This window comes from Burkholderia sp. AU45388, from assembly GCF_030481585.1.
In the GTDB taxonomy this organism is placed as follows: Bacteria; Pseudomonadota; Gammaproteobacteria; order Burkholderiales; family Burkholderiaceae; genus Burkholderia; species Burkholderia sola.
Genome location: NZ_JAUJPV010000017.1, coordinates 82491 through 104105, shown reverse-complemented (window position 1 = coordinate 104105; position 21615 = coordinate 82491). Strand labels below are relative to the sequence as shown.

The window sequence follows — 21615 nt, the reverse complement described above, 5'->3', positions numbered from 1 at the left end:
TTGGCGCGCTTATCCGCGCGTCAGCTCGCGCGCAGGCCGGCAACCGGCCCGCGCGTTCCCAAACAGCGTGAGACACAATCGAGCGTGGAGACGACACGATGAGCCTGTCAGAGCCATTGCGTCTGCATGTGCCGGAGCCCACCGGGCGCCCGGGCTGCAAGACGGACTTTTCCTATCTGCATCTATCGCCGGCCGGCGCCGTCCGCCGCCCGCCGATCGACGTAGCCGCGGCGGACACCGCCGATCTCGCCCGCAGCCTCGTGCGCGTGCTCGACGACAGCGGCAAGGCCGTCGGCCCGTGGGCCCCCGATCTCGACGATGCGCGACTGATCGCCGGGCTGCGCGCGATGCTCAAGACCCGCATTTTCGACGCGCGCATGATGATCGCGCAGCGCCAGAAGAAAATCTCCTTCTACATGTTGAGCCTCGGCGAGGAGGCGATCGGCGCCGCGCACGCGATGGCGCTGCGCGACGGCGACATGTGCTTTCCGACCTACCGGCAGCAGAGCATCCTGATCGCGCGCGACGTGCCGCTCGAGCGGATGATCTGCCAGTTGATGTCGAACGAAGGCGATCCGCTGAAGGGGCGCCAGCTTCCGGTGATGTACTCGGATCGCGAAGCGGGCTTTTTCTCCATTTCCGGCAACCTCGCGACGCAGTTCATCCAGGCGGTCGGCTGGGCGATGGCGTCGGCGATCAAGGGCGACACGAAGATCGCGTCCGCGTGGATCGGCGACGGCGCGACGGCCGAAGCCGATTTCCACACCGCGCTCACGTTCGCGCACGTGTACCGCGCGCCGGTCGTGCTGAACGTGGTCAACAACCAGTGGGCGATCTCGACGTTCCAGGCGATCGCGGGCGGCGAGGGCACGACCTTCGCCGCGCGCGGCGTCGGCTGCGGGATCGCGTCGCTGCGCGTCGACGGCAACGACTTCCTCGCGATCTACGCGGCATCGAGCTGGGCGGCCGAACGCGCGCGCCGCAACCTCGGCCCGACGCTGATCGAGTGGGTGACCTACCGTGCGGGCGCGCATTCGACGTCGGACGATCCGACCAAGTACCGGCCGAGCGACGACTGGTCCCATTTCCCGCTCGGCGATCCGGTCGAGCGCTTCAAGCGTCACTTGATCGTGAAGGGCATCTGGTCGGACAGCGCGCATGACGCGTTGACGGCCGAACTCGAGGCCGAGGTGATCGCCGCGCAGAAGGAAGCGGAGAAGTACGGGACGCTGGCCGACGACCGGATTCCGTCGCCGGCCTCGATGTTCGACGACGTCTACAAGGAGCTGCCCGCGCACCTGCGCCGTCAGCGCCAGGAACTGGGAGCGTGATCATGGCGCAACATGAGACGGATACGGCGACGCAGCCGATGACGATGATCCAGGCGCTGCGCTCCGCGATGGATGTGATGCTCGGGCGCGACAGCGACGTGGTCGTGTTCGGGCAGGACGTCGGCTATTTCGGCGGCGTGTTCCGCTGTACCGAAGGGCTGCAGAACAAATACGGCAAGTCGCGCGTGTTCGATGCGCCGATCTCCGAAGGCGGGATCGTCGGCGCGGCGGTCGGGATGGGCGCGTACGGATTGCGGCCCGTTTGCGAGATCCAGTTCGCCGACTATTTCTATCCGGCCTCCGACCAGATCGTGTCGGAAGGCGCGCGGCTGCGCTACCGCTCGGCCGGCCAGTTCACCGCGCCGATGACGATCCGGATGCCGTGCGGCGGCGGCATCTACGGCGGACAGACGCACAGCCAGAGCCCGGAGGCGATGTTCACGCAGGTGTGCGGGTTGCGCACGGTGATGCCGTCGAACCCGTATGACGCGAAAGGGCTGCTGATCGCATCGATCGAGAACGACGATCCGGTGATCTTCCTCGAACCGAAACGGCTGTACAACGGGCCGTTCGACGGCCATCACGAGCGGCCCGTGACGTCGTGGCTCAAGCATCCGGCGAGCGCGGTGCCCGAAGGCTACTACACGGTGCCGCTCGATACGGCCGCTGTCGTGCGGCCTGGCAGCGACGTGACGGTGCTGACCTACGGCACGACCGTGCACGTGTCGCTCGCCGCGGCCGAGGAGACGGGCATCGACGCGGAAGTGATCGACCTGCGCACGCTGTGGCCGCTCGATCTCGACACGATCGTCGCGTCGGTGCGCAAGACCGGGCGCTGCGTCGTGGTGCACGAGGCGACGCGCACCTGCGGCTATGGCGCGGAGCTCGTATCGCTGGTCCAGGAACACTGCTTCTACCACCTCGAAGCGCCGGTCGAGCGCACGACGGGCTGGGACACCCCGTATCCGCATGCGCAGGAATGGGCGTACTTTCCGGGGCCGACCCGGGTCGGTGAAGCGTTGCGACGCGTGATGGAGGCGTGAGATGGGGATTCATGTCATCAAGATGCCGGATATCGGCGAAGGGATCGCCGAGGTCGAGCTGGTGGCCTGGCATGTGGAAGTCGGGCAGACGATCAACGAAGACCAGCCGCTCGCCGACGTGATGACCGACAAGGCGGCGGTCGAGATTCCGTCGCCGGTGACGGGCAAGGTGATCGAGCTGGGCGGCCGGATCGGCGAGATGATGGCGGTCGGCAGCGAGCTGATTCGGCTGGAAGTCGAAGGCGACGGCAACCTGAAGGCCGCGGTACCGGTGCAAGAAACGAAGGTAGCAACCGCACCGGTCGCGGCGGCGACGCCGTCGAAGCCGGTGGCCGACACATCGGCCGAGCCGCCTGCGCAGCCCGCGGCGCCTCGCGCACCGGCGAAACCGCGCCGCGACGAGCCGGCCGCGCAGCCGCGCGCGGCGCTCGCGCCGGGCGAACGGCCGCTCGCGTCGCCGGCCGTGCGTCAGCGTGCGTGGGACATGGGCATCGAGTTGCGCTACGTGCGCGGCACCGGCGAAGCCGGGCGCATCCTGCACGCGGATCTCGATGCATATGCGCGCACCGGCGGTGGCACGGCGCGTGCATCTTCGCAACCGCACGGCTACGACGAACGCCACGACGAAACCGACGTGCCGGTGATCGGTTTGCGGCGGGCGATCGCGCGCAAGATGCAGGAAGCGAAGCGCCGCATCCCGCACTTCAGCTACGTCGAGGAAATCGACGTGACCGAACTCGAATCGTTGCGCACGGAACTGAACCGCCGCTATGGCGACACGCGCGGCAAGCTCACGCCGCTGCCGCTGCTGATCCGCGCGATGGTGATCGCGCTGCGCGACTTCCCGCAGATCAACGCGCGCTTCGACGACGAAGCGGGCGTCGTCACGCGCCACGGCGCGGTGCACATGGGCGTCGCGACGCAGACGGACGGCGGCCTCACGGTGCCCGTGCTGCGTCATGCGGAAGCGCGCGACGTGTGGTCGATCTCCGCCGAAATCGCGCGGCTCGCCGACGCGGTGCGCGCGAACCGTGCGCAGCGCGACGAGCTGAGCGGCTCGACGATCACGATCTCGAGCCTCGGCGCGCTCGGCGGCATCGTGTCGACGCCGGTGATCAATCATCCGGAAGTGGGCATCGTCGGCGTGAACCGGATCGTCGAGCGGCCGATGATCCGCGACGGCGCGATCGTCGCGCGCAAGATGATGAACCTGTCGTCATCGTTCGATCATCGCGTCGTCGACGGCGCGGACGCGGCCGAATTCATCCAGGCCGTGCGCGCGGTGCTCGAACGCCCGGCGCTGCTGTTCGTGGAGTGAGCCGATGAAGAACGAACACACCACACTGCTCGTCATCGGCGGCGGCCCGGGCGGCTACGTCGCCGCGATTCGCGCCGGCCAGCTCGGCATTCCGACCGTGCTCGTCGAGCGCGACCGGCTCGGCGGCACGTGCCTGAACATCGGCTGCATTCCGTCGAAGGCGCTGATCCACGTGGCCGATGCGTTCGAACAGGCGTGCGGCCATGCCGGCGAAGGCGCGCTCGGGATCCGCGTGCGCACGCCCGAGATCGACATCGCGAAAAGCGTCGCGTGGAAGGACGGCATCGTCGATCGTCTGACGCGCGGCGTCGGCGCGCTGCTCAAGAAGAACGGCGTGCGCGTGCTGCACGGCGAAGCGCGCGTGATCGACGGCAAGACCGTCGAGGTCGCGACCGGCGGCCATACGGTGCGGATCGGTTGCGAACACCTGTTGCTCGCGACCGGTTCCGAACCGGTCGAACTGCCGTCGATGCCGTTCGGCGGGCACGTCGTGTCGTCCACCGACGCGCTGTCGCCCGCGACGCTGCCGAAGCGGCTGGTCGTCGTCGGGGCCGGCTATATCGGGCTCGAACTCGGGACCGTCTATCGCAAGCTCGGGGTCGACGTCAGCGTCGTCGAGGCGGCCGAGCGCGTGCTGCCCGCGTACGATGCGGAACTCGTGCGGCCGGTGGCCGATTCGCTCGCGCGGCTCGGCGTGCGGCTGTGGCTCGGCCACAAGGTGCTCGGGCTCGATGCGCACGGCGCGGTGCGCGTGCAGGCGGCCGACGGCGCCGAACAGACGTTGCCGGCCGATCGCGTGCTGGTTGCCGTCGGCCGCCGGCCGCGCGTCGACGGCTTCGGACTCGAGACGCTGATGCTTGATCGCAACGGCCGCGCGCTGCGGATCGACGACGCATGCCGCACGTCGATGCGCAACGTGTGGGCGATCGGCGACGTCGCGGGCGAACCGATGCTCGCGCATCGCGCGATGGCGCAAGGCGAGATGGTGGCCGAGCTGATCGCCGGCCGGCGTCGCCAGTTCACGCCCGCGGCGATTGCGGCCGTGTGCTTCACCGATCCCGAGATCGTGACGGCCGGCTGGTCGCCCGACGATGCGCACGCGGCCGGCGTGGATTGTCTGAGCGCATCGTTCCCGTTCGCCGCGAACGGGCGCGCGATGACGTTGCAGGCGACCGACGGATTCGTGCGCGTCGTCGCGCGGCGCGACAATCACCTGATTGTCGGCTGGCAGGCGGTCGGGCGCGGGGTGTCGGAGCTGGCCGCGGCGTTCTCGCAGTCGCTGGAGATGGGCGCGCGGCTGGAAGACATCGGCGGCACGATCCACGCGCATCCGACGCTCGGCGAGGCGCTTCAGGAAGCGGCGTTGCGCGCGCTCGGACATGCGCTGCATGTCTGACGTTCGAGCCTGACGGAGCGCTGCCGGTGCGTCTCGCACACATTGGCGGCGCCTGCGGCGTCTGATGTACTTCATGTTGTTTCATTCGGTATCCGCTCGCGCCAGTCCCAAGCCGATCTGATCGGGTTGCCGGTAACCGCGCGCGGGCCAGGAACGCGCGCAGCAGCAGCGCCGGCCGGGCCGTATTCGATCGCGCGGGGCCGCGCCCGACAGCGCCGTAATTTTTCGAGACGCGTGGAGGATTGCCGCCGCCACGTCGGCCGACGATCATGTCGATAGCCGGAAACCGGGCCGCCTCGGTCCGCCAACGCAGGCTCCACACGGAAGAACGGACATGAAACTGCTGCTCGTCGGCGCGACCGGACTCGTCGGGCGCCACGTCCTCGAAGCCGCGCTGGCCGATGCCCGGGTCGACCAGGTGATCGTCGTCGCGCGCCGGCCGTTGTCGCCGCATCCGAAGATGCGCGCACGGGCAGTGGATTTCGACCATTTGCCCGACACGGCCGACTGGTGGCACGCGGATGCCGTGGTCTGCACACTGGGCACCACGATGCGGGCCGCCGGTTCGCAGGCGGCCTTCCGGCGCGTCGACCACGACTATCCGCTCGCGGTCGCGCGACTCGCGCACCGGCACGGCACGCCGACCTACGTGCTGAATTCCGCGCTCGGCGCGGACGCTGCGTCGCGCATCTTCTACAACCGCGTGAAGGGCGAGGTCGAGCAGGCGCTCGCCGACGTCGGCTTCGATTCGCTCACGTACGTGCGACCGGGCCTGATCGGCGGCAGCCGCGACGAGTTCCGGTTCGGCGAGCGGCTGTTCGTGTTCGCGCTGAGCGCCGCCGCGCCGGTGCTGCCGGCGAAGTGGCGCGTGAATCCCGCGTCGCGGATTGCGCGCGCATTGCTCGATGCGGCGATCGACGCACGGCCGGGCGTGCAGGTCGTCACGTCGGACCGGCTCGTCTGATGCCGCGCGGGCGGTGCGCTCGCCCGCTAGTCTGTCCGTTTTCCGTGCGGTGACCGCTGCGCTCGATCGGCCCCCGGCCGACCGAGCTTTCATTTTTCCGACGCCCGATTCGCGGCAATACTGCGCTGGCGTGCCGCAATGACTCGGACGATTTCTAAAATCGATCGATTCCGGGTAATCACCGATATCTCACAAGTTGTATATACAAGATCATCCGCTGGCAATGTCGGCACACGTCGTGCCGCTTGCGCGCCAGCGTGCTGACCGTGCATGCGTGGCGCATGCCGGCGATCCACGGCGCCCCGCATCCGCCGAGCCGAAAGGGCGGCTCGCAGCTTCCTGTCCCGTTCAAACCATGTGTGGTCCTGAGTATTTTGGAGATTGACCCGTGTCAACGAATTCCAGTGGAAAAGCCGGCGGACTGATCGAGGTACGCTCGATCGACTTCATTCCCGACGCCGAGCGCCACGGCGGCCTGCTGAGCCAGTTCACGCTGTGGCTGTCGGCGAACATGCAGATCACGGCCATCGTCACGGGGGCGCTGGCGGTCGTGCTCGGCGGCGACGTGTTCTGGTCGCTGGTCGCGTTGCTGCTCGGCCAGCTCGTCGGCGGCGCGGTGATGGCGCTGCACGGCGCGCAGGGGCCGCAGCTCGGGCTGCCGCAGATGATCTCGAGCCGCGTGCAGTTCGGCGTGTATGGCGCGATGATCCCGATCGTGCTCGTGTGCCTGATGTACATCGGCTTTTCCGCGAGCGGCTCGGTGCTGGCCGGGCAGGCCGTCGCGCAACTGCTGCACGTCGACGACGCGGCCGGCATCCTGCTGTTCGCGGCCGTGATCGTCGTGCTGACCGTGTTCGGCTATCGCGCGATCCACTTCGTCGGCCGGATCGCGAGCGTGGTCGGCATCGTCGCGTTCGTCTACATGTTCGCGCAACTGTTCGCGAACCACGACGTCGGCGCGCTGCTCGCGAACCGGCATTTCTCGCTCGCGAGCTTCCTGCTCGCGATGTCGCTGTCCGCGTCGTGGCAGATCGCGTTCGGCCCGTACGTGGCCGACTATTCGCGCTACCTGCCGCGCTCGACGTCGTCGGTCGCGACGTTCGTCGCGGTCGGTCTCGGCTCGGTGATCGGCGCACAGGCGGCGATGGTATTCGGCGTGTTCGCGGCCGCGCTCGCCGGCAGCCAGTTCGCGCACCATGAAGTGGCGTACATCGTCGGCCTCGGCTCGACGGGCGCCGTGGCCGCGCTGCTGTATTTCAGCATTGCGTTCGGCAAGGTGACGGTGACGGCGCTCAACGCGTACGGCAGCTTCATGTCGATGGCGACGATCGTCAGCGGCTTTCGCGGCAAGGGCGCGGTATCGTCGAAGAGCCGCCTCGTGTACATCTTCGGGATGATCTGCGTATCGACGCTGATCGCGCTCGCGGGCCGCCATTCGTTCCTGAAGGAATTCACCGCGTTCATCCTGTTCCTGCTCGCGTTCTTCACGCCGTGGAGCGCGATCAACCTGGTCGACTACTACTGCTTCACGCGTTCGCGCTACGACGTGCCGGCGCTGTCCGATCCCGATGGCCGCTACGGCCGCTGGAACGTGATGGCGATCACGATCTACGTGGTCGGCATCCTGGTGCAGCTGCCGTTCATGTCGACGCACATCTACACGGGGCCGCTCGTCGACGCGCTCGGCGGCACCGACATCTCGTGGATCCTCGGCCTCGTCGTGCCGGCCGCGCTGTATTACGTCGCCGCCCGTGCGTCGCGGCGCAGCATTCCCGAACGCCTGATCCTGCCGCTCGAACGCGGCGAGGTCTGACACCGGCGTATCACGTCGTTGGTCGGGCCGGTTTGCCGCCGGCCTGAGCGGCCTGAGTGGCCTGAGCGGCCCGATGCGCCGAACCGGCGCGACCGGCAACCGCACCACACATTACCTTCGTTATCCACGATGCCGGCATGGCGGACCACCGTGCCCGGCATCGTTCCATTCTCCTTTCATTGAATAGTATGGCTAATAAAATGCACGCACGAGGACATCGTTCCCGGGTGCGATCGGCGCATGCCGGTCTTCGGATGGCCGTCGCGGCCGCTTGCGCCGCCGCTTCGGGCGCCACGCTCGCGCAGGACGGCGTCACGCTGTACGGCGTGATCGACGAATTCGCGCAGGTCGTGAATACGGGCAACGGCTATACGGCCGCGATCAACTCGGGTGGCCAGTGGGGCAGCCGGTTCGGGCTGAAGGGCGGCGAGGAGATCGGCGGCGGCCAGAAAATCGAATTCGCGCTGGAAAACGGCTTCAATCCGAACGACGGCTCGCTCGTGAGCGCGGGCAGCATGTTCAACCGACAGGCATGGGTCGGCATCGCGGGGCAGTGGGGCAAGGTGCGCGCGGGCCGACAGAATTCGCCGCTGTTCAACGACCAAGGCGGGCAGGATGCGTTCGGCGGCGTCACGCAGGCGTCCGGCATGGACAACCTGACCGTGTTCGCGTTCCGCACGAGCAATACGCTGTCGTACCAAAGCCCGGAGATCGCCGGTTTCCAGGGCGGGCTGTACGTCGGGTTCGGCGATGCGGGCGGCGTGCGCTCGGCCGGCTCCAGCCAGCAGTTCGACCTGACCTACGAACACGGTCCGTTCGGCGCATTCGTCGCGGGGCAGTGGTTGAAGAACGCGGCGGCGACCACGACCGATCGCACGATCATGGCCGGTGCGTCTTACGAAATCGGCAAGGCCACCGTGTATGGCGGTTTCTCCGCGGTGAAGTGGGCGGATCTCGGAATCGATTCGCGCGTGTACGGGCTGTCGGTCAAATACCAGTTCAACCCGGCCAACTATGTCGCGCTCGGCTACGCGTACCTGCACGACCAGTCGTCGCAGGGCAACCGTGCGGATCAGCTTGGGCTGATGTACGAGTACGACCTGTCGAAGCGCACGAGCTTCTACGGCGCGCTGTCGTACCTGCGCAACCGCAACCAGGCCGGCTACACGCTCGCCGGCGCGGCGAACCCCGGCCTGCCGCTCGCATACCCGGGCGCGAATGCACGCGGCGTGCAGCTCGGCATCGTGCATCGCTTCTGACGTACACACGCGGCGCGACGCGCCGGGGCGGATGTGCCCGGCGCTTTCTCCGGGCGCGTTCGCGCCGTCATTTCCCGAGCCGCTCCGCGAGCGAGTAGCGCTGCATGCAACGCTCCATCGCGTCGAGAAACGCATGCTCGGCCGCGTTCATCTTGCGATCGCGATGCCACAGCAGGAACACGTCGACGTCGACGAGCCCGTCGTCGGGCGGCAACCGCCACAGCCGTTGCTGCGCGATGTCGTCGCGCACGATGTGCTCGGGCAGGCAGCCGATCCCGTAGCCCGCGAAGATCAGCCGTCGCACTTCGTCGAGGCTCGGCGACGACGCGACGATGCGCCCCGTGAAGCCCTTCTGGTCGCGGAACACGGTGAGCGGCGACAGGCTGTCGCCGATCTGGTCGCTCGTGAACGACACGAAATTCTCCGCGAGCAGATCGTCCATCCGCAATTGCGTCTGTCCGAACAGCCGGTGATGGCGGCCGCAATAGATCGCATAGCGCTGGCGCAGGAAGCAGCGCATCTCCAGCTTGTCATGCGGCGTGCGGCACAGGCCGAGCCCGGCCGTGGCCGTTTTCTGCAGCAGCGAGGAGAGGATGTCCGACGAACGCATCACTTCGATCTGCAGATCGATGCGCGGATACGCGCGATGGAAGTCCGCGAGGAATTCGTCGTAGACGGGCGATTCGATACGGCTCACCGTCAGCAGCCGGATCGAGCCGGTCAGGTCGGCCGTGCTGTCGTCGATTTCGGTTTCGAGGCGCGAGATGCCGCCGTAGATGTCGCTCGCGATCCGGTAGACGGCTTCGCCGGCCGGCGTCGGCGCGAAGTGCGCGCCGCGCCGCTCGATCAGCCGGCGCTCGAGCGTCTCCTCGAGCCGCCGCAGCGCCTGGCTCACGGCCGGCTGCGTGACGTGCAGGCGCGCGGCCGCGCGGCTCACGCTGCGCTCCTGCATGATCACCAGGTAGGTGCGCAGCAGGTTCCAGTCGAGGCGATCGTTCAGGAACGGGGCGAGGTCGGGGCGCATCGGGTCTCCGGGCAGGCGGCGAGCAAGCATTAGTTGAATTTATACGGCGAATAATAACTTGAAATTTGACTAATGATTTGCGGCCACCGATAAAGGAAGGGCGCCGCAGCGTGCGGCGCGACGCCGCGACAGACGGCCGTCACCCGATATTGCGTGCCGCCCCGCCGCGGCGCGCGTCAGGAGCCCGCATGACTCACTCCCTTCCTTCCGCCCGCCAGCCGGCACGCGCCGCGACGGCCGCGTTCATCGGCACGATGATCGAGTGGTACGACTTCTACATCTACGCGACCGCGGCCGCACTCGTGTTCGGCGAGCTCTATTTCCCGTCGCACGACCCGTTCGTCAGCACGATGGCGTCGTTCGCGACGTTCGCGGTCGGCTTCTTCGCGCGTCCGCTCGGCGGCGTGATCTTCGGCCATCTCGGCGACCGCATCGGCCGCAAGAAGGCGCTGATGACCACGCTGATGATGATGGGCGTCGCGACCGTGTGCGTCGGGCTGCTGCCCGCCTATTCGAAGGTCGGCGTCCTCGCGCCGGTGCTGCTCGTCGCGCTGCGCGTCGTGCAGGGGATCGCGGTCGGCGGCGAATGGGGCGGCGCGGTGCTGATGGCGGGCGAGCATGCGCCGCAGGGGCGCCGCACGTTTTTCGCGTCGTTCGCGCAGCTCGGCAGCCCGGCCGGGCTGATCCTTTCGCTGATCGCGTTCCGCGCGGTCACGTCGATGGACAAGGCCGACTTCCTCGCGTGGGGCTGGCGCCTGCCGTTTCTCGCGAGTTCGGTGCTGCTGGTGGTCGGCATCCTGATCCGGCTCGGCGTGAACGAGTCGCCGGAATTCGCGCGGGTGAAGGAAACCCGCCGCACGGTGAAGCTGCCGGTCGCGGAAGTGTTTCGTTCCGCGTCGGGGCTCGTGCTGCTCTGCATCGGCGCGAACACGATCGGCATCGCGGGCGTCTATTTCACGAACACGTTCATGATCGCGTACACGACGCAATACGTCGGCGTGTCGCGTTCGCTGATCCTCGACAGCCTGTTCGCGGTCGCGATCATCCAGTTCTTCGCGCAGCCGCTCGCCGCGTGGATCGCCGAGCGTATCGGCGGCGCGCGCTTCCTGAAGCTCGCGGCGCTGCTCGCGATGCTGTCGCCGTATCCGATGTTCATGCTCGTGCAGGGCGGTACGTCCGCGTCGCTGATCGCGGGCATCGCACTCGCGGTGGTGTGCATGGCCGGTTTCTATTCGGTGATCGCGGGCTTCGTCAGCGACGTGTTTCCGGCCCACGTGCGCTATTCGGCGATCTCGCTCGCTTACCAGATTTGCGGCGCGATCGCGGGCGGCCTGACGCCGCTCGTCGGCACGTGGCTCGCGCATCGCTTCACGGGCCAGTGGTGGCCGCTCGCGGTGTTCTACACGTGTCTCGCCGGCGTTTCGCTGCTCTGCATCGTCGCGCTCGACGCGCGCCGCGCGGCGCAGCCGGCCGCCGCCGAAGCGCTCGGCTCGCACTGAACCTCAACGAACGAATCGATCCGGAATCCCTATGAATGACCTGCTGGAAATCGACGGCGCCCGCCTGTGGCAGAGCCTGGCCGACATGGCGCGCGTCGGCGCGACGCCGCGCGGCGGTGTGCGGCGCGTCGCGCTCACCGAGGACGACCGGCGCGGGCGCGACCTGTTCGCGCAATGGTGCCGCGACGCGGGGCTCACGGTCAGCGTCGATGCGGTCGGCAACCTTTTCGCGCGGCGCGACGGCGCCGATGCGCATGCCGCGCCGGTGCTGATCGGCAGCCATCTCGACACGCAGCCCGAAGGCGGCCGCTTCGACGGCGTCTACGGCGTGCTCGCCGCGCTCGAACTCGTGCGCACGCTGAACGACGCGGGCATCGCGACCGACAAGCCGCTCGAGATCGTGTCGTGGACCAACGAGGAAGGCGCGCGCTTCGCGCCGGCGATGCTCGGCTCGGCCGTGTTCACGGGCGCGTTGCCGCTCGACGACGCGCTCGCGAAGCAGGATGCCGACGGCATCACGCTCGGCGCGGCGCTCGACGCATGCGGCTATCGCGGCACGCGCGCAACGGGCGGCGCGGTCGACGCGTATTTCGAGGCGCATATCGAACAAGGGCCCGTGCTCGAGGCGAACGGCACGACGGTCGGCATCGTCACGGGCGGGCAGGCGATCCGCTGGCTCGACGTGACGGTGACGGGCGTGGCCGCGCACGCGGGCACGACGCCGATGCCGTATCGCAAGGACACGTATTTCGCGAGCGCGCAGATGGCGCTCGAACTCGAACGGATCGCCGCCGCTTATGCACCGCGCGGGCTCGCGACGATCGGGCAGGTCGGCATCCGCAACGCATCGCGCAACACGATCGCCGGCGAGCTGACGTTCACGGTCGACCTGCGGCATCACGACGATGCCGAAGTCGATGCGATGGAGCGCGACCTGCGCGAAGCGTGCGCCCGCATTGCTGCCGCGCGCGGCGTGCAGTTGGCGATCGACACCTGCTGGCGCAGCCCGGCGACGCCGTTCGATCGCGATTGCGTCGGGCTGGTCGCGCAGGCGGCCGCCGCGTTCGGCTACACGCACGAGCGGATCGTGAGCGGCGCCGGCCACGATGCGATCCTGCTCGCGCGCCGTTTCCCGACCGCGATGGTGTTCATTCCGTGCGTCGACGGCCTGTCGCACAACGCAGCCGAGGATGCGTTGCCCGACGACGTGACGCGCGGCGCGAACGTGCTGCTCCAGGCGGTGCTGGCGCGCGCGGGCATCGCGGCGCGCGTCGACGCGGCGGTTGCCGCGCACGGTGCCTGATCCGGCGAATCGACGAGGACTCCGATGAAAACCTATTTCCATCCCGAACAACTGCTGCACCATCCGCGCAGCTATCTGTCGCGCGGCCGGATGCGCGAGCCGCAGGAAGTGCCTGAGCGGGCGGCGCGACTCGTCGCGGCCGTGCGGTCGCTCGATTTCGACGTGCGCGAGCCGGCCGACCGCGGCACCGCGCCGATCGCGGCCGTGCACGACATGAATTACCTGCGCTTTCTCGAGGATGCGCACCGCGACTGGAAACGGATGCCCGACGACTGGGGCGACGAAGTGATGTCGAACGTGTTCGTGCGCGATCCGAACCCGCTGCGCGGCGTGCTCGCGAAAGCCGCGCGCTATCTCGCCGACGGCAGTTGCCCGGTGGGCGCGAACACGTGGCGCGCGGCGTACTGGTCCGCGCAGGGCGCGCTGGCCGCCGCGGCCGACGTCAACGACGGCGCGCGCGAAGCCTACGCGCTGTGCCGGCCGCCCGGCCATCATGCGCGCCGCGACGCGGCCGGCGGCTTCTGCTACCTGAACAACGCGGCGATCGCCGCGCAGGCGCTGCTCGGCCGCCATCGCCGCGTCGCGATTCTCGATACCGACATGCATCACGGGCAGGGCGTGCAGGAAATCTTCTATGGCCGCGACGACGTGCTGTACGTATCGATTCACGGCGACCCGACCAACTTCTACCCGGTCGTCGCGGGCTACGAGGAAGAGACGGGCGCGGGCGCCGGCGATGGCTTCAACCTCAACCTGCCGATGCCGCACGGCGCGCCGGAGTCGACGTTCTTCGCACGGCTCGACGACGCGCTGCGCGCGCTCGCGCGGTTCCAGCCCGATGCGCTCGTGCTCGCGCTCGGCTTCGACATCTACAAGGACGATCCGCAATCGCAGGTCGCGGTTACGACCGACGGGTTCGGGCGGCTCGGCGGCGCGATCGGCGCGCTCGGCCTGCCGACGGTGATCGTGCAGGAAGGCGGCTATCACCTCGAGAGTCTCGACGCGAACGCGCGCGCGTTCTTCGGCGGGTTCGCCGCGGGACGCTGACTTGAGCCGTCGGAACCGACCGCACGCCGAAAATGAAAACGGCCGCATCGCGCGGCCGTAAAAAAGCGAGCGGAAGGTTCCCGGCAGTCCCGACGCGCCCGCGCTTACGAATTCGCGGCGGCCGGCGAGCGGCGGCGCTGCGTGACCTGCAGCGTGACGAGGCCGAGCCCGGCGGCGGCGATCAGCGCGCCGACGAGCGGCACCGCCGCGTAGCCGAACCCGGCCGAAATCGCCGCACCGCCAGCGGCAGCGCCCACCGCGTTGCCGAGGTTGAACGCGCCGATGTTGACGGCCGACGCGAGGCCCGGCACTTCATGGGCCGCGCGCATCACGCGCATCTGCAGCGGCGGCACGACCGCGAACGTCGCGGTTCCCCAGACCAGCAGCGTGATCGCGGCGCCCGCGTGGGTCGAGGCGAGCAGCGGGAACGCGGCCATCGTCGCGATCAGCAGCAACAGGAAGCCGATCAGCGTGCCGTCGAGCGAGCGGTCGGCGAGACGCCCGCCCGCGATGTTGCCGATCGAGAAGCCGACGCCGATCAGCACGAGCATCGCGGTCACGAAGCCGGGTGTGGCGCCCGTCAGGTGCTCGAGCGTCGGCGCGACGTACGTATAGAGCGTGAACATCGCACCGGCGCCGAGCACCGTCGTCGCGAGCGCGCCGAGCACGACCGGGCGCGTGAGCACGGAGAGTTCGGCGCGCAGGTCGGGCATCTTGCCGGCTTCGCCCTTCGGTAGCGCGGCGAACAGGCCGGCGATCGCGACGAGGCCGAGGCCCGCGGTCGCCGCGAACGACATGCGCCAGCCGATCATCTGGCCGAGCCAGGTCGCGGCCGGCACGCCGCCGACGTTCGCGATCGTCAGGCCCATGAACATCGTCGCGACCGCGCTGGCCTGCTTCTCGCGCGGCACGAGGCTCGCCGCGACCACCGAGCCGAGCCCGAAGAACGCGCCGTGGTTGAGGCTCGTCACGAGGCGGGCGAGCAGCAGCGTCGTGTAGTCCGGTGCGGCGGCCGACAGCAGGTTGCCGATCGTGAAGATCGACATCAGCGCGATCAGCGCGGCGCGGCGCGACCAGCGCGCGAGCAGCAGCGTCATCAGCGGCGCGCCGACCATCACGCCGATCGCATACGCGCTGATCAGCATGCCGGCTTGCGGAATCGACACGTGCACGCCGTCGGCGATCACGGGCAGCAGGCCCATCGGCGAGAACTCGGTCGTGCCGATGCCGAACGCGCCGGCGGCGAGCGCCAGCAGCGGCAGCGCGGCGCTGCCGCCCGGGCGGGGCGGAGAGGAAGTCGTGGGGTTCACGCGGCGGGCTCCTGTAAGCGGGGGACAACGGCACGAAGCCATTGAGGACAGCTCGAAGTGTGCCTGCGTTACTTTTGCGGAAAAAGCCGCATCGGGACGAAATTATCTTGATTTCATGTCAACAATGCGGCGCGTGGGCGACGCGTGGGGCGTGATTCGATGCGCGACAGGAAAAAAGCCCCGACCACAGGGGGGCCGTGGCCGGGGCGGAAACGCATCCTCTCTTTGGCACGAGGAATTGGATGCGCGGGCAGTATATTTCGGGCCAGGAGGATTCGAATCGGCGTTAAACGGCCGTTTTTGGTGTCAATTTGAAAATAGCGTCGTCGTGACGCCGTCCGTCGGCGTTCTGAAAGATTTTTCGGCGGCACGGCGGTGTCGTTTAGTGCGCAAAAACAGCGAAAACGACGAGATCGCGGAGGAGCGATTCCGTCCATCGGCCGGCGCTGCAAGTCGCATCGCCCGATCGCGCGCCGATGCAGCCGTCGTTCGTTCAGCCCGGTTCGCCGGCCGCATCGCGGACCGCCGCGAGAAACCGCGCGACGACGGGCGACGGGGCCGCCGCCGCGCCGTCGAACACGAACTCGATGTCGAAGCGGCTCGCGAGCTCGTCGAGCGCGACGAGCCGGACCGTGCGCGGGCAGGTCGGCGACGCGCTTTCCGGCACGAACGCGCAGCCCATCCCGGCCGCGACGAGGCCGATCAGCGTCGGGATGTCGCTGCCGACCTGCGCGATGCGCGGCGTGAAGCCGGCCTGCTCGCACTGCGTCATCAGGAACCGGTGGTGCGCGGCGGAGCGTTGTGCATCGAACCAGACGAACGGCTCGTTCGCGACGTCGGCCAGCGTGCGTGGCGCGATGAAGCGGCCGCCCGACGGCGCGGGCATCGCGAGCACGAAGCGGTCGCTCAGCAACCGCACGCCCGTCAGGTGCGGCGCTTCCTCGCGACGCCACGCCATGATCCCGGCGTCGAGCTGGCCGCGCATCAGCGCGCTCGCCTGTTCGGCCGACAGCATCGGCGCGATCGACAGTTTCACGTCCGGGCACGCATCGCGAAACGCCTTGAGGACGTTCGCGACGACCGGCAGCGGCAGGCAGTTCGGCAGCGCGCCGAGCCGTAGTTCGCCGAACTGGCCGGCCGCGCTGCGCAACGCACGCTCGCGGCTGTCCTGCAGCATCGCGAGCAGGCCGGTCGCATCGTGCAGGAAGCTCGTGCCGGCCGCCGTGAGCGTGACGCCCGTCGCGCGACGAATCAGCAGCGGCGTGCCGATCGCGTCCTCGAGCTCGCGAATCTGTCGCGACAGCGCGGGTTGGACGATGCCGGCCGCGCGGGCGCCGGCCATCACGCTGCCGGCCTGGGCGACGGCGACGAAGTAGCGCAGGTGACGCAGTTCGATCTGGCGCATGCGGTGGGGTGTCGGGTGGGGTGGATGGGTATGCCTGTGGAGCATAGCAAATGCCATTCGATGGTATTGGAAAGCATGGCTGGCCCGGCGTACGATGACCGTCGTTGCCGTATTCGCTCCGTCGCGCATCACGCGCGTTTCCTCCATCCTCATAGCGTTCCGTCCCATGCCGCTTCATATCCCGACTCCTTATATCCGTTCGTCGATCGCATCCCGTCGGCTCGGCACGACCATCCGGGTGAAGCTCGAGGCGCTGCAGCCGTCGGGTTCGTTCAAGCTGCGCGGCATCGGCGCCGTGTGCGAGGCGCGGCACGCCGCCGGCGCGCGGCGATTCGTGTCGTCATCGGGCGGCAACGCGGGTATCGCGGTCGCGTACTGCGGCCGCGAGCTCGGCGTGCCGGTGCGCGTCGTCGTGCCGGAAAGCACGTCCGGGCGGGCGCGCGAGTTGATCCGCATCGAGGGCGCGGAACTCGTCGTGCACGGCGCGAGCTGGGCCGAGGCGAACGCGTTCGCGCAGTCGGGGCTCGACGCGCACGACGCGTTCGTGCATCCGTTCGACGATCGCATGCTGTGGCAGGGCCACGCGACGATGATCGACGAGATGGCGGCGGCCGGCCCGAAGCCCGACGCGGTCGTGCTCGCGGTCGGCGGCGGCGGTCTGCTGTGCGGCGTGCTCGAAGGGCTGGCGCGCAACGGCTGGCACGACGTGCCCGTCGTCGCGGCCGAGACGGAGGGCGCCGACTGCTATGCGCGTTCGGTCGCGCAGGGGCGTCCGGTCGAGCTGGCGGCCATCACGAGCATCGCGACGACGCTCGGCGCGAAGCGGCCGTGCGACGCGGCGGTCGAATGGGCGACACGCCACGCGATTCATCCGGTCGTCGTGTCCGATGCCGACGCGGTGGCTGCGTCGCTGCGGTTTCTCGACGAACACAGGATCGTCGTCGAGCCCGCGTGCGGCGCGGCGCTGGCCGCGCTGGAGCGGCCGGTGCCGGTGCTCGAGTCGGCAGCGGACATCGCGGTGATCGTCTGCGGCGGCGTGACCACGCCCGTCGAGGATCTGCAGACGCTGCGCGCGACGTTGCGGTAGGCGAGGGCGTCGGCAAGCAGCGCGGTCGCGACACGGCAGGTCGCTTGCGATTGTCGCGCGCGGCGACTGCGAGTCTGGGGCGCCCGTGGCTGAGTGTGGCGCGTCGATGTTGCCCTGTCATCAATCCCGCGCGGCCAATCGCGGCCGGCGCACAGCCGGATGAGCGGAAACGACTTCAGGGAATAAGGCGAAAGGGCTGCGTATCGTCGCGCCGCGCCGCATGCGGCCGGGCGCGACGGTACGGGCGCGCGATCAGTTCGCGGTGGCCGCGCTCGCGCCGGACGGCGTGGATGATGCGACCGGGTCGGCGGCAGCCGGCGCAGGCGATGCGCTCGACGGCGGCGATGCCGATGCCGAGAGTGATGCGGGTGCGGACGCCGCTGACGAAGGCGCGGTCGAAGACGAGGACGGCACAGCGGTGGCCGCGGATGCGGCCGGTTCCGAAAGAGCTGGGGGCGGGGAAACCGGCGCCGCCGTCGAACCGGAGGTCGACGAAGGTGCGGGCGCGGTTGCCGGACCGGAAACCGGCTTGGGCGCCGAAGCCGGTGCGGCACCCGACGCGGGAGCCGGAGCAGGGGGCGATGCCGGCGCCGGGCCGGCGGCCGAAGCCGGTGCAGGCGCAGAAGCCGCCGCGGGTGCCGCCGCCGAAGCCGGCACCGCTCCTGACGCCGCCGTCGGCGGCGCCGCACGCATCGCAGCCGGCGCCGCGACGGCCGATGCCGCGGCCGGCACGGCATTCGCGCCCGACCCCGGCGCGACACCCGTCGCCGACAGCGGCACCGGCGCCGCGGGCGGCGTCGGCACGACCGGCGTCGTCATCTTCAGCGGTTCACCCTGCGGCGTCGGCGCGGGCTCGGGCAGCGGCGCGACGCGCTCCTTCTCCGCGGCCTTCACGGTCGCGCGGTCGCGGCGCGCCGGGTCGATCTTCAGGAAATGGTCGACGAGCGTGAAGAAGCGCTCATAGAACACGCCGGCGGGAATCGTCTCGCTCGCGGTCTTGACGAGCGCGTCGTCGCTCGACCCGATCGGCAGCGACAGCGAGCCGAACACGCTCAAGCCCACGCTGGCCGACGTATTCGATTTTTTCAGCGTATAGCGGTCCTGCACCGCGTTCACGTACGCGATGCTCGACGCGCCGTCCGCCGTCGCGTCCGCGCACACGACGTGAAACTCGATCACGACGTGCATGTCGTTGCTCGGCTGGAAATTCTTGCTGCCGTCGACCGCGTCGTTGCGCGACGACGACACCACGTAGCCCTGGCTCAGCAGCGCGCGCCGCGCGGCCTCGCAGGCCGCGTCGGATTTCGCGTGGAACGTGTGCGCGTAAGGGCTGGTGGTCGCGTCGAACTGTTCCTGCTGATAGATCGGCTTGGGCGGCGACGAGCATGCCGCCAGCACGGTCGCGACCGCGAGCGCGCACGAAACGGAAAACAGGCGAAATCGATTGTGCATGGCGTCTTTCAGAAGGCTCGGCAAGCGGCGGCGCAACGGGGAGGCCCGGATTAATGCGCGCGCACGTCTCGTATGGCCGGGGCGACATTATAGTTTCCTTTGATGTCGCGCTCGCTTCAGTCGGCCGGCGCGCCGCGCGCCGCGGCCAGCAATTGCGACGTCAGCGGATGATGTTCGCCGCGCCGCGAGCGGATCGCATGGATTTCCTCGGTCACGTCGCCCGCGCGCCCGAGCCGCCGGAGCCCGCGCAGCAGCGACGCATCGTTCGCGCCGAGTTCGCTCAGCGGGAACACGCCGAGGCCGCGCGCCGCGAACACGGCCATCAGCGCGCTGTCCTCGAACTCGCCGGCCACGCGCGGCACGATCCGTTCGCTTTCCAGCCACAGGTCGAGACGCGCGCGCAATGCCGAATGCGCGGTCGGCAACAGCACCGGCAGGTCGGCCAGGCACTGTGGAAAGCGCTGCCGCGCGGCCGGCGTGACGAGCGCCGCGGGCCCGTACCAGTCGACCGGCGACGCGACGAGCCGCTCGCTCGTCACGCGCAGATTCGACCCCGACGGCGCACCCTGGCCGGCCAGCACGAGATCCAGGTGATGCAGCGCGAGCTCCGCGAGCAGCGCGTCGTGCTCGCCTTCGTGGCACAGCAGCCGCAGCGTGGGCGTGTCGAGCACCGGGGCCAGGATCGCGTGCGCGGCGAGCTTGGAGATGCCGTCCGCGAGGCCGACCGCGAGCCGCACGGTCGGCTGGCTGGCCGCCGCGCGCACGTCGTCGGGGATCTGCCGCCCCATCTCGAAGATGACTTCCGCGCGCGCAAAGGCGGCCTGCCCGGCGTCGGTCATCGCGACGCCGCGCCCCGCCGGGCGCAGCAACTGGTGCCCGAGCGATTTCTCCAGTTCGCGCACCTGCGCGCTGATCGTCTGCACGGCCATGTCGAGCCGCTCGGCCGCCCGAGCGAAGCCGCCTTCCTTCACGACGACCCAAAAATAGTACAGATGTCGAAAATTGAGCATCGGAGCGCGATATATCGAAAAAACCGAACATAAAGTCAGATTATCGATGATTTTTTCGAACTTCGGCGTAGCCTATCATCGGGCTTTCCACTTTCGTATCGGCCCATCCCATGGACTACCTGCTGACGCTTGCCGCCGACCCCGCCGTCTGGGCCGCGCTCCTGACGCTCGTCGTGATGGAAGTCGTGCTCGGCATCGACAACCTGATCTTCATTTCGATCCTCAGCAACAAGCTGCCCGAAGCGCAGCGCGCCCGCACGCAGCGCCTTGGCATCGCGCTCGCGCTGGTGATGCGCCTCGCGCTGCTCGGCAGCGTCGCGTGGATCGCGAGCCTGACCGAACCCGTGTTCACGCTGTTCGACCATGCGTTCTCGTGGCGCGACCTGATCCTGCTGTCGGGCGGCCTGTTCCTCGTGTGGAAGGCCACCACCGAGATCCATCACCACGTGTCGCACGACGGCGACGGCGCGGGCGGGACCGCCGGCGCGGCCGGCCTGACGATGTGGGCCGCGATCGGCCAGATCGTGATGCTCGACATCGTGTTCTCGATCGACAGCATCGTGACCGCGATCGGCATGACCGAGCACGTCCCGATCATGTTCGTCGCCGTGATCGTCGCCGTGAGCGTGATGCTGTTCGCCGCGCAGCCGCTCGCCCGCTTCATCGACCGCAACCCGACGATCGTGATGCTCGCGCTGTCGTTCCTGGTCGTGATCGGCATGACGCTGATCGCCGAAGGGTTCGGTTCGCACGTGCCGAAGGGGTACATCTACGCGGCGATGGCGTTCTCGGCGTTCGTCGAGGGCATGAACATGCTGGCGCGGCGCGCGAAGGCGAAGCGGGCCGCGCACGCGGCGCGCGACTGAGCCGGCGCGCGTGACGCCGGCCGCCGCGGCGGCCGGTTCGCGCGCCTCATACGGAATCCGGATGAAATTCGCACGGAAAGGAGAAACGCGATGAAATGTCCTGTCTGCAAGACGCCCGACCTGCTGATGGCCGAGCGCCAGTCGATCGAGATCGACTACTGTCCGAGCTGCCGCGGCGTGTGGCTCGATCGCGGCGAGCTCGACAAGCTGATCGCCCGCGAGACTGGCGATGCGCCGGCCCGCCGCGAAGCCGCGCCGGCGCAACACGATGCGCATGCGCCGCGCGAGCGCGACGACGGTTGGGGTCGCGACGGCCGCTCGCACGACGAGCGTCACCGGCACGACGGCCGGCGCCGCAAGAAGTCGGTGTTCGACCTGTTCGATTTCGATTGAATCTGCCGTTCGCGTGGCTGATCGCGCGCGGCTCGATGCAAAAAAGAAGTCCCGCCCGGCATCGCGCCGGCGCGGGGCTTTTTCATGCGCGTCGC

At 68.9% G+C, this 21615-nt stretch carries 18 protein-coding genes; 13 read left to right on the top strand and 5 right to left on the bottom strand.

Translation table 11 applies throughout. The annotated features are described in order from the left end of the window. Window positions 1–98 precede the first annotated feature (98 nt). From QZM72_RS24465 to QZM72_RS24435, 7 genes are all read left to right on the top strand, one after another. Window positions 99–1331, top strand: a complete 1233-nt coding sequence (locus QZM72_RS24465) for a 3-methyl-2-oxobutanoate dehydrogenase (2-methylpropanoyl-transferring) subunit alpha (RefSeq protein ID WP_089467090.1) — start codon at window positions 99–101, stop codon at window positions 1329–1331. Between the two features lie 2 nt (window positions 1332–1333). Then, entirely contained in the window at window positions 1334–2374 is a 1041-nt protein-coding gene (locus QZM72_RS24460; protein WP_089467091.1) for an alpha-ketoacid dehydrogenase subunit beta, read from the top strand. 1 nt (window position 2375) lies between these two features. Next, window positions 2376–3692, top strand: a complete 1317-nt coding sequence (locus QZM72_RS24455) for a dihydrolipoamide acetyltransferase family protein (RefSeq protein ID WP_089467092.1) — start codon at window positions 2376–2378, stop codon at window positions 3690–3692. Between the two features lie 4 nt (window positions 3693–3696). Next, a complete protein-coding gene (lpdA, locus tag QZM72_RS24450) occupies window positions 3697–5088 on the top strand; it encodes a dihydrolipoyl dehydrogenase (protein WP_089467093.1) in 1392 nt (463 codons plus the stop codon). A 334-nt stretch (window positions 5089–5422) separates the two neighbouring features. After that, window positions 5423–6052 carry an NAD(P)H-binding protein gene (locus tag QZM72_RS24445; RefSeq protein ID WP_089467094.1) on the top strand — a complete coding sequence of 210 codons (630 nt, stop codon included), beginning with the start codon at window positions 5423–5425 and terminating at the stop codon, window positions 6050–6052. 388 nt (window positions 6053–6440) lie between these two features. Further along, complete coding sequence (locus QZM72_RS24440; RefSeq protein ID WP_089467095.1) at window positions 6441–7865, top strand: cytosine permease; 1425 nt, start codon at window positions 6441–6443, stop codon at window positions 7863–7865. Between the two features lie 200 nt (window positions 7866–8065). Then, window positions 8066–9124 (top strand): porin, encoded by a 1059-nt coding sequence (locus QZM72_RS24435; protein ID WP_089467096.1) that lies wholly within the window; start codon window positions 8066–8068, stop codon window positions 9122–9124. Between the two features lie 67 nt (window positions 9125–9191). Here the strand turns inward: QZM72_RS24435 and QZM72_RS24430 are convergent, their stop codons facing one another. Next, window positions 9192–10148: a LysR family transcriptional regulator gene (locus tag QZM72_RS24430; RefSeq protein ID WP_050015147.1), complete on the bottom strand. Its 957-nt coding sequence runs from the start codon at window positions 10146–10148 to the stop codon at window positions 9192–9194. Window positions 10149–10336: 188 nt separating this feature from the next. Here QZM72_RS24430 and QZM72_RS24425 point away from each other — a divergent pair, with 188 nt between their 5' ends. From QZM72_RS24425 to QZM72_RS24415, 3 genes are read left to right on the top strand one after another with little or no spacing between them, the layout of a single operon-like run. After that, the gene (locus tag QZM72_RS24425; RefSeq protein ID WP_301739453.1) at window positions 10337–11647 is read left to right on the top strand and encodes an MFS transporter; all 1311 of its coding nucleotides are present in this window, start codon (window positions 10337–10339) and stop codon (window positions 11645–11647) included. A 31-nt stretch (window positions 11648–11678) separates the two neighbouring features. Further along, window positions 11679–12950 carry a Zn-dependent hydrolase gene (locus tag QZM72_RS24420; RefSeq protein WP_301739452.1) on the top strand — a complete coding sequence of 424 codons (1272 nt, stop codon included), beginning with the start codon at window positions 11679–11681 and terminating at the stop codon, window positions 12948–12950. A gap of 24 nt (window positions 12951–12974) precedes the next feature. After that, window positions 12975–13997, top strand: a complete 1023-nt coding sequence (locus tag QZM72_RS24415) for a histone deacetylase family protein (protein WP_301739451.1) — start codon at window positions 12975–12977, stop codon at window positions 13995–13997. A gap of 104 nt (window positions 13998–14101) precedes the next feature. Here the strand turns inward: QZM72_RS24415 and QZM72_RS24410 are convergent, their stop codons facing one another. Together QZM72_RS24410 and QZM72_RS24405 are read right to left on the bottom strand one after the other, a co-directional pair. Further along, entirely contained in the window at window positions 14102–15307 is a 1206-nt protein-coding gene (locus tag QZM72_RS24410; protein WP_301739450.1) for an MFS transporter, read from the bottom strand. Between the two features lie 493 nt (window positions 15308–15800). Beyond that, complete coding sequence (locus tag QZM72_RS24405; RefSeq protein WP_089467102.1) at window positions 15801–16712, bottom strand: LysR family transcriptional regulator; 912 nt, start codon at window positions 16710–16712, stop codon at window positions 15801–15803. A 166-nt stretch (window positions 16713–16878) separates the two neighbouring features. On the opposite strand from QZM72_RS24405, the gene QZM72_RS24400 reads away from it, so the two are divergent. Continuing rightward, window positions 16879–17799, top strand: a complete 921-nt coding sequence (locus QZM72_RS24400; RefSeq protein WP_089467103.1) for a pyridoxal-phosphate dependent enzyme — start codon at window positions 16879–16881, stop codon at window positions 17797–17799. A gap of 252 nt (window positions 17800–18051) precedes the next feature. Here the strand turns inward: QZM72_RS24400 and QZM72_RS24395 are convergent, their stop codons facing one another. Next, entirely contained in the window at window positions 18052–19251 is a 1200-nt protein-coding gene (locus QZM72_RS24395) for a DUF2242 domain-containing protein (RefSeq protein ID WP_301739449.1), read from the bottom strand. Between the two features lie 116 nt (window positions 19252–19367). Next, window positions 19368–20261 carry a LysR family transcriptional regulator gene (locus QZM72_RS24390; RefSeq protein WP_301739448.1) on the bottom strand — a complete coding sequence of 298 codons (894 nt, stop codon included), beginning with the start codon at window positions 20259–20261 and terminating at the stop codon, window positions 19368–19370. Window positions 20262–20371: 110 nt separating this feature from the next. Here QZM72_RS24390 and QZM72_RS24385 point away from each other — a divergent pair, with 110 nt between their 5' ends. Both QZM72_RS24385 and QZM72_RS24380 read left to right on the top strand, forming a co-directional pair. Next, entirely contained in the window at window positions 20372–21127 is a 756-nt protein-coding gene (locus QZM72_RS24385) for a TerC family protein (RefSeq protein ID WP_301739447.1), read from the top strand. Window positions 21128–21217: 90 nt separating this feature from the next. Further along, the gene (locus tag QZM72_RS24380; RefSeq protein WP_301739446.1) at window positions 21218–21520 is read left to right on the top strand and encodes a zf-TFIIB domain-containing protein; all 303 of its coding nucleotides are present in this window, start codon (window positions 21218–21220) and stop codon (window positions 21518–21520) included. The last annotated feature ends 95 nt before the right edge of the window (window positions 21521–21615 follow it).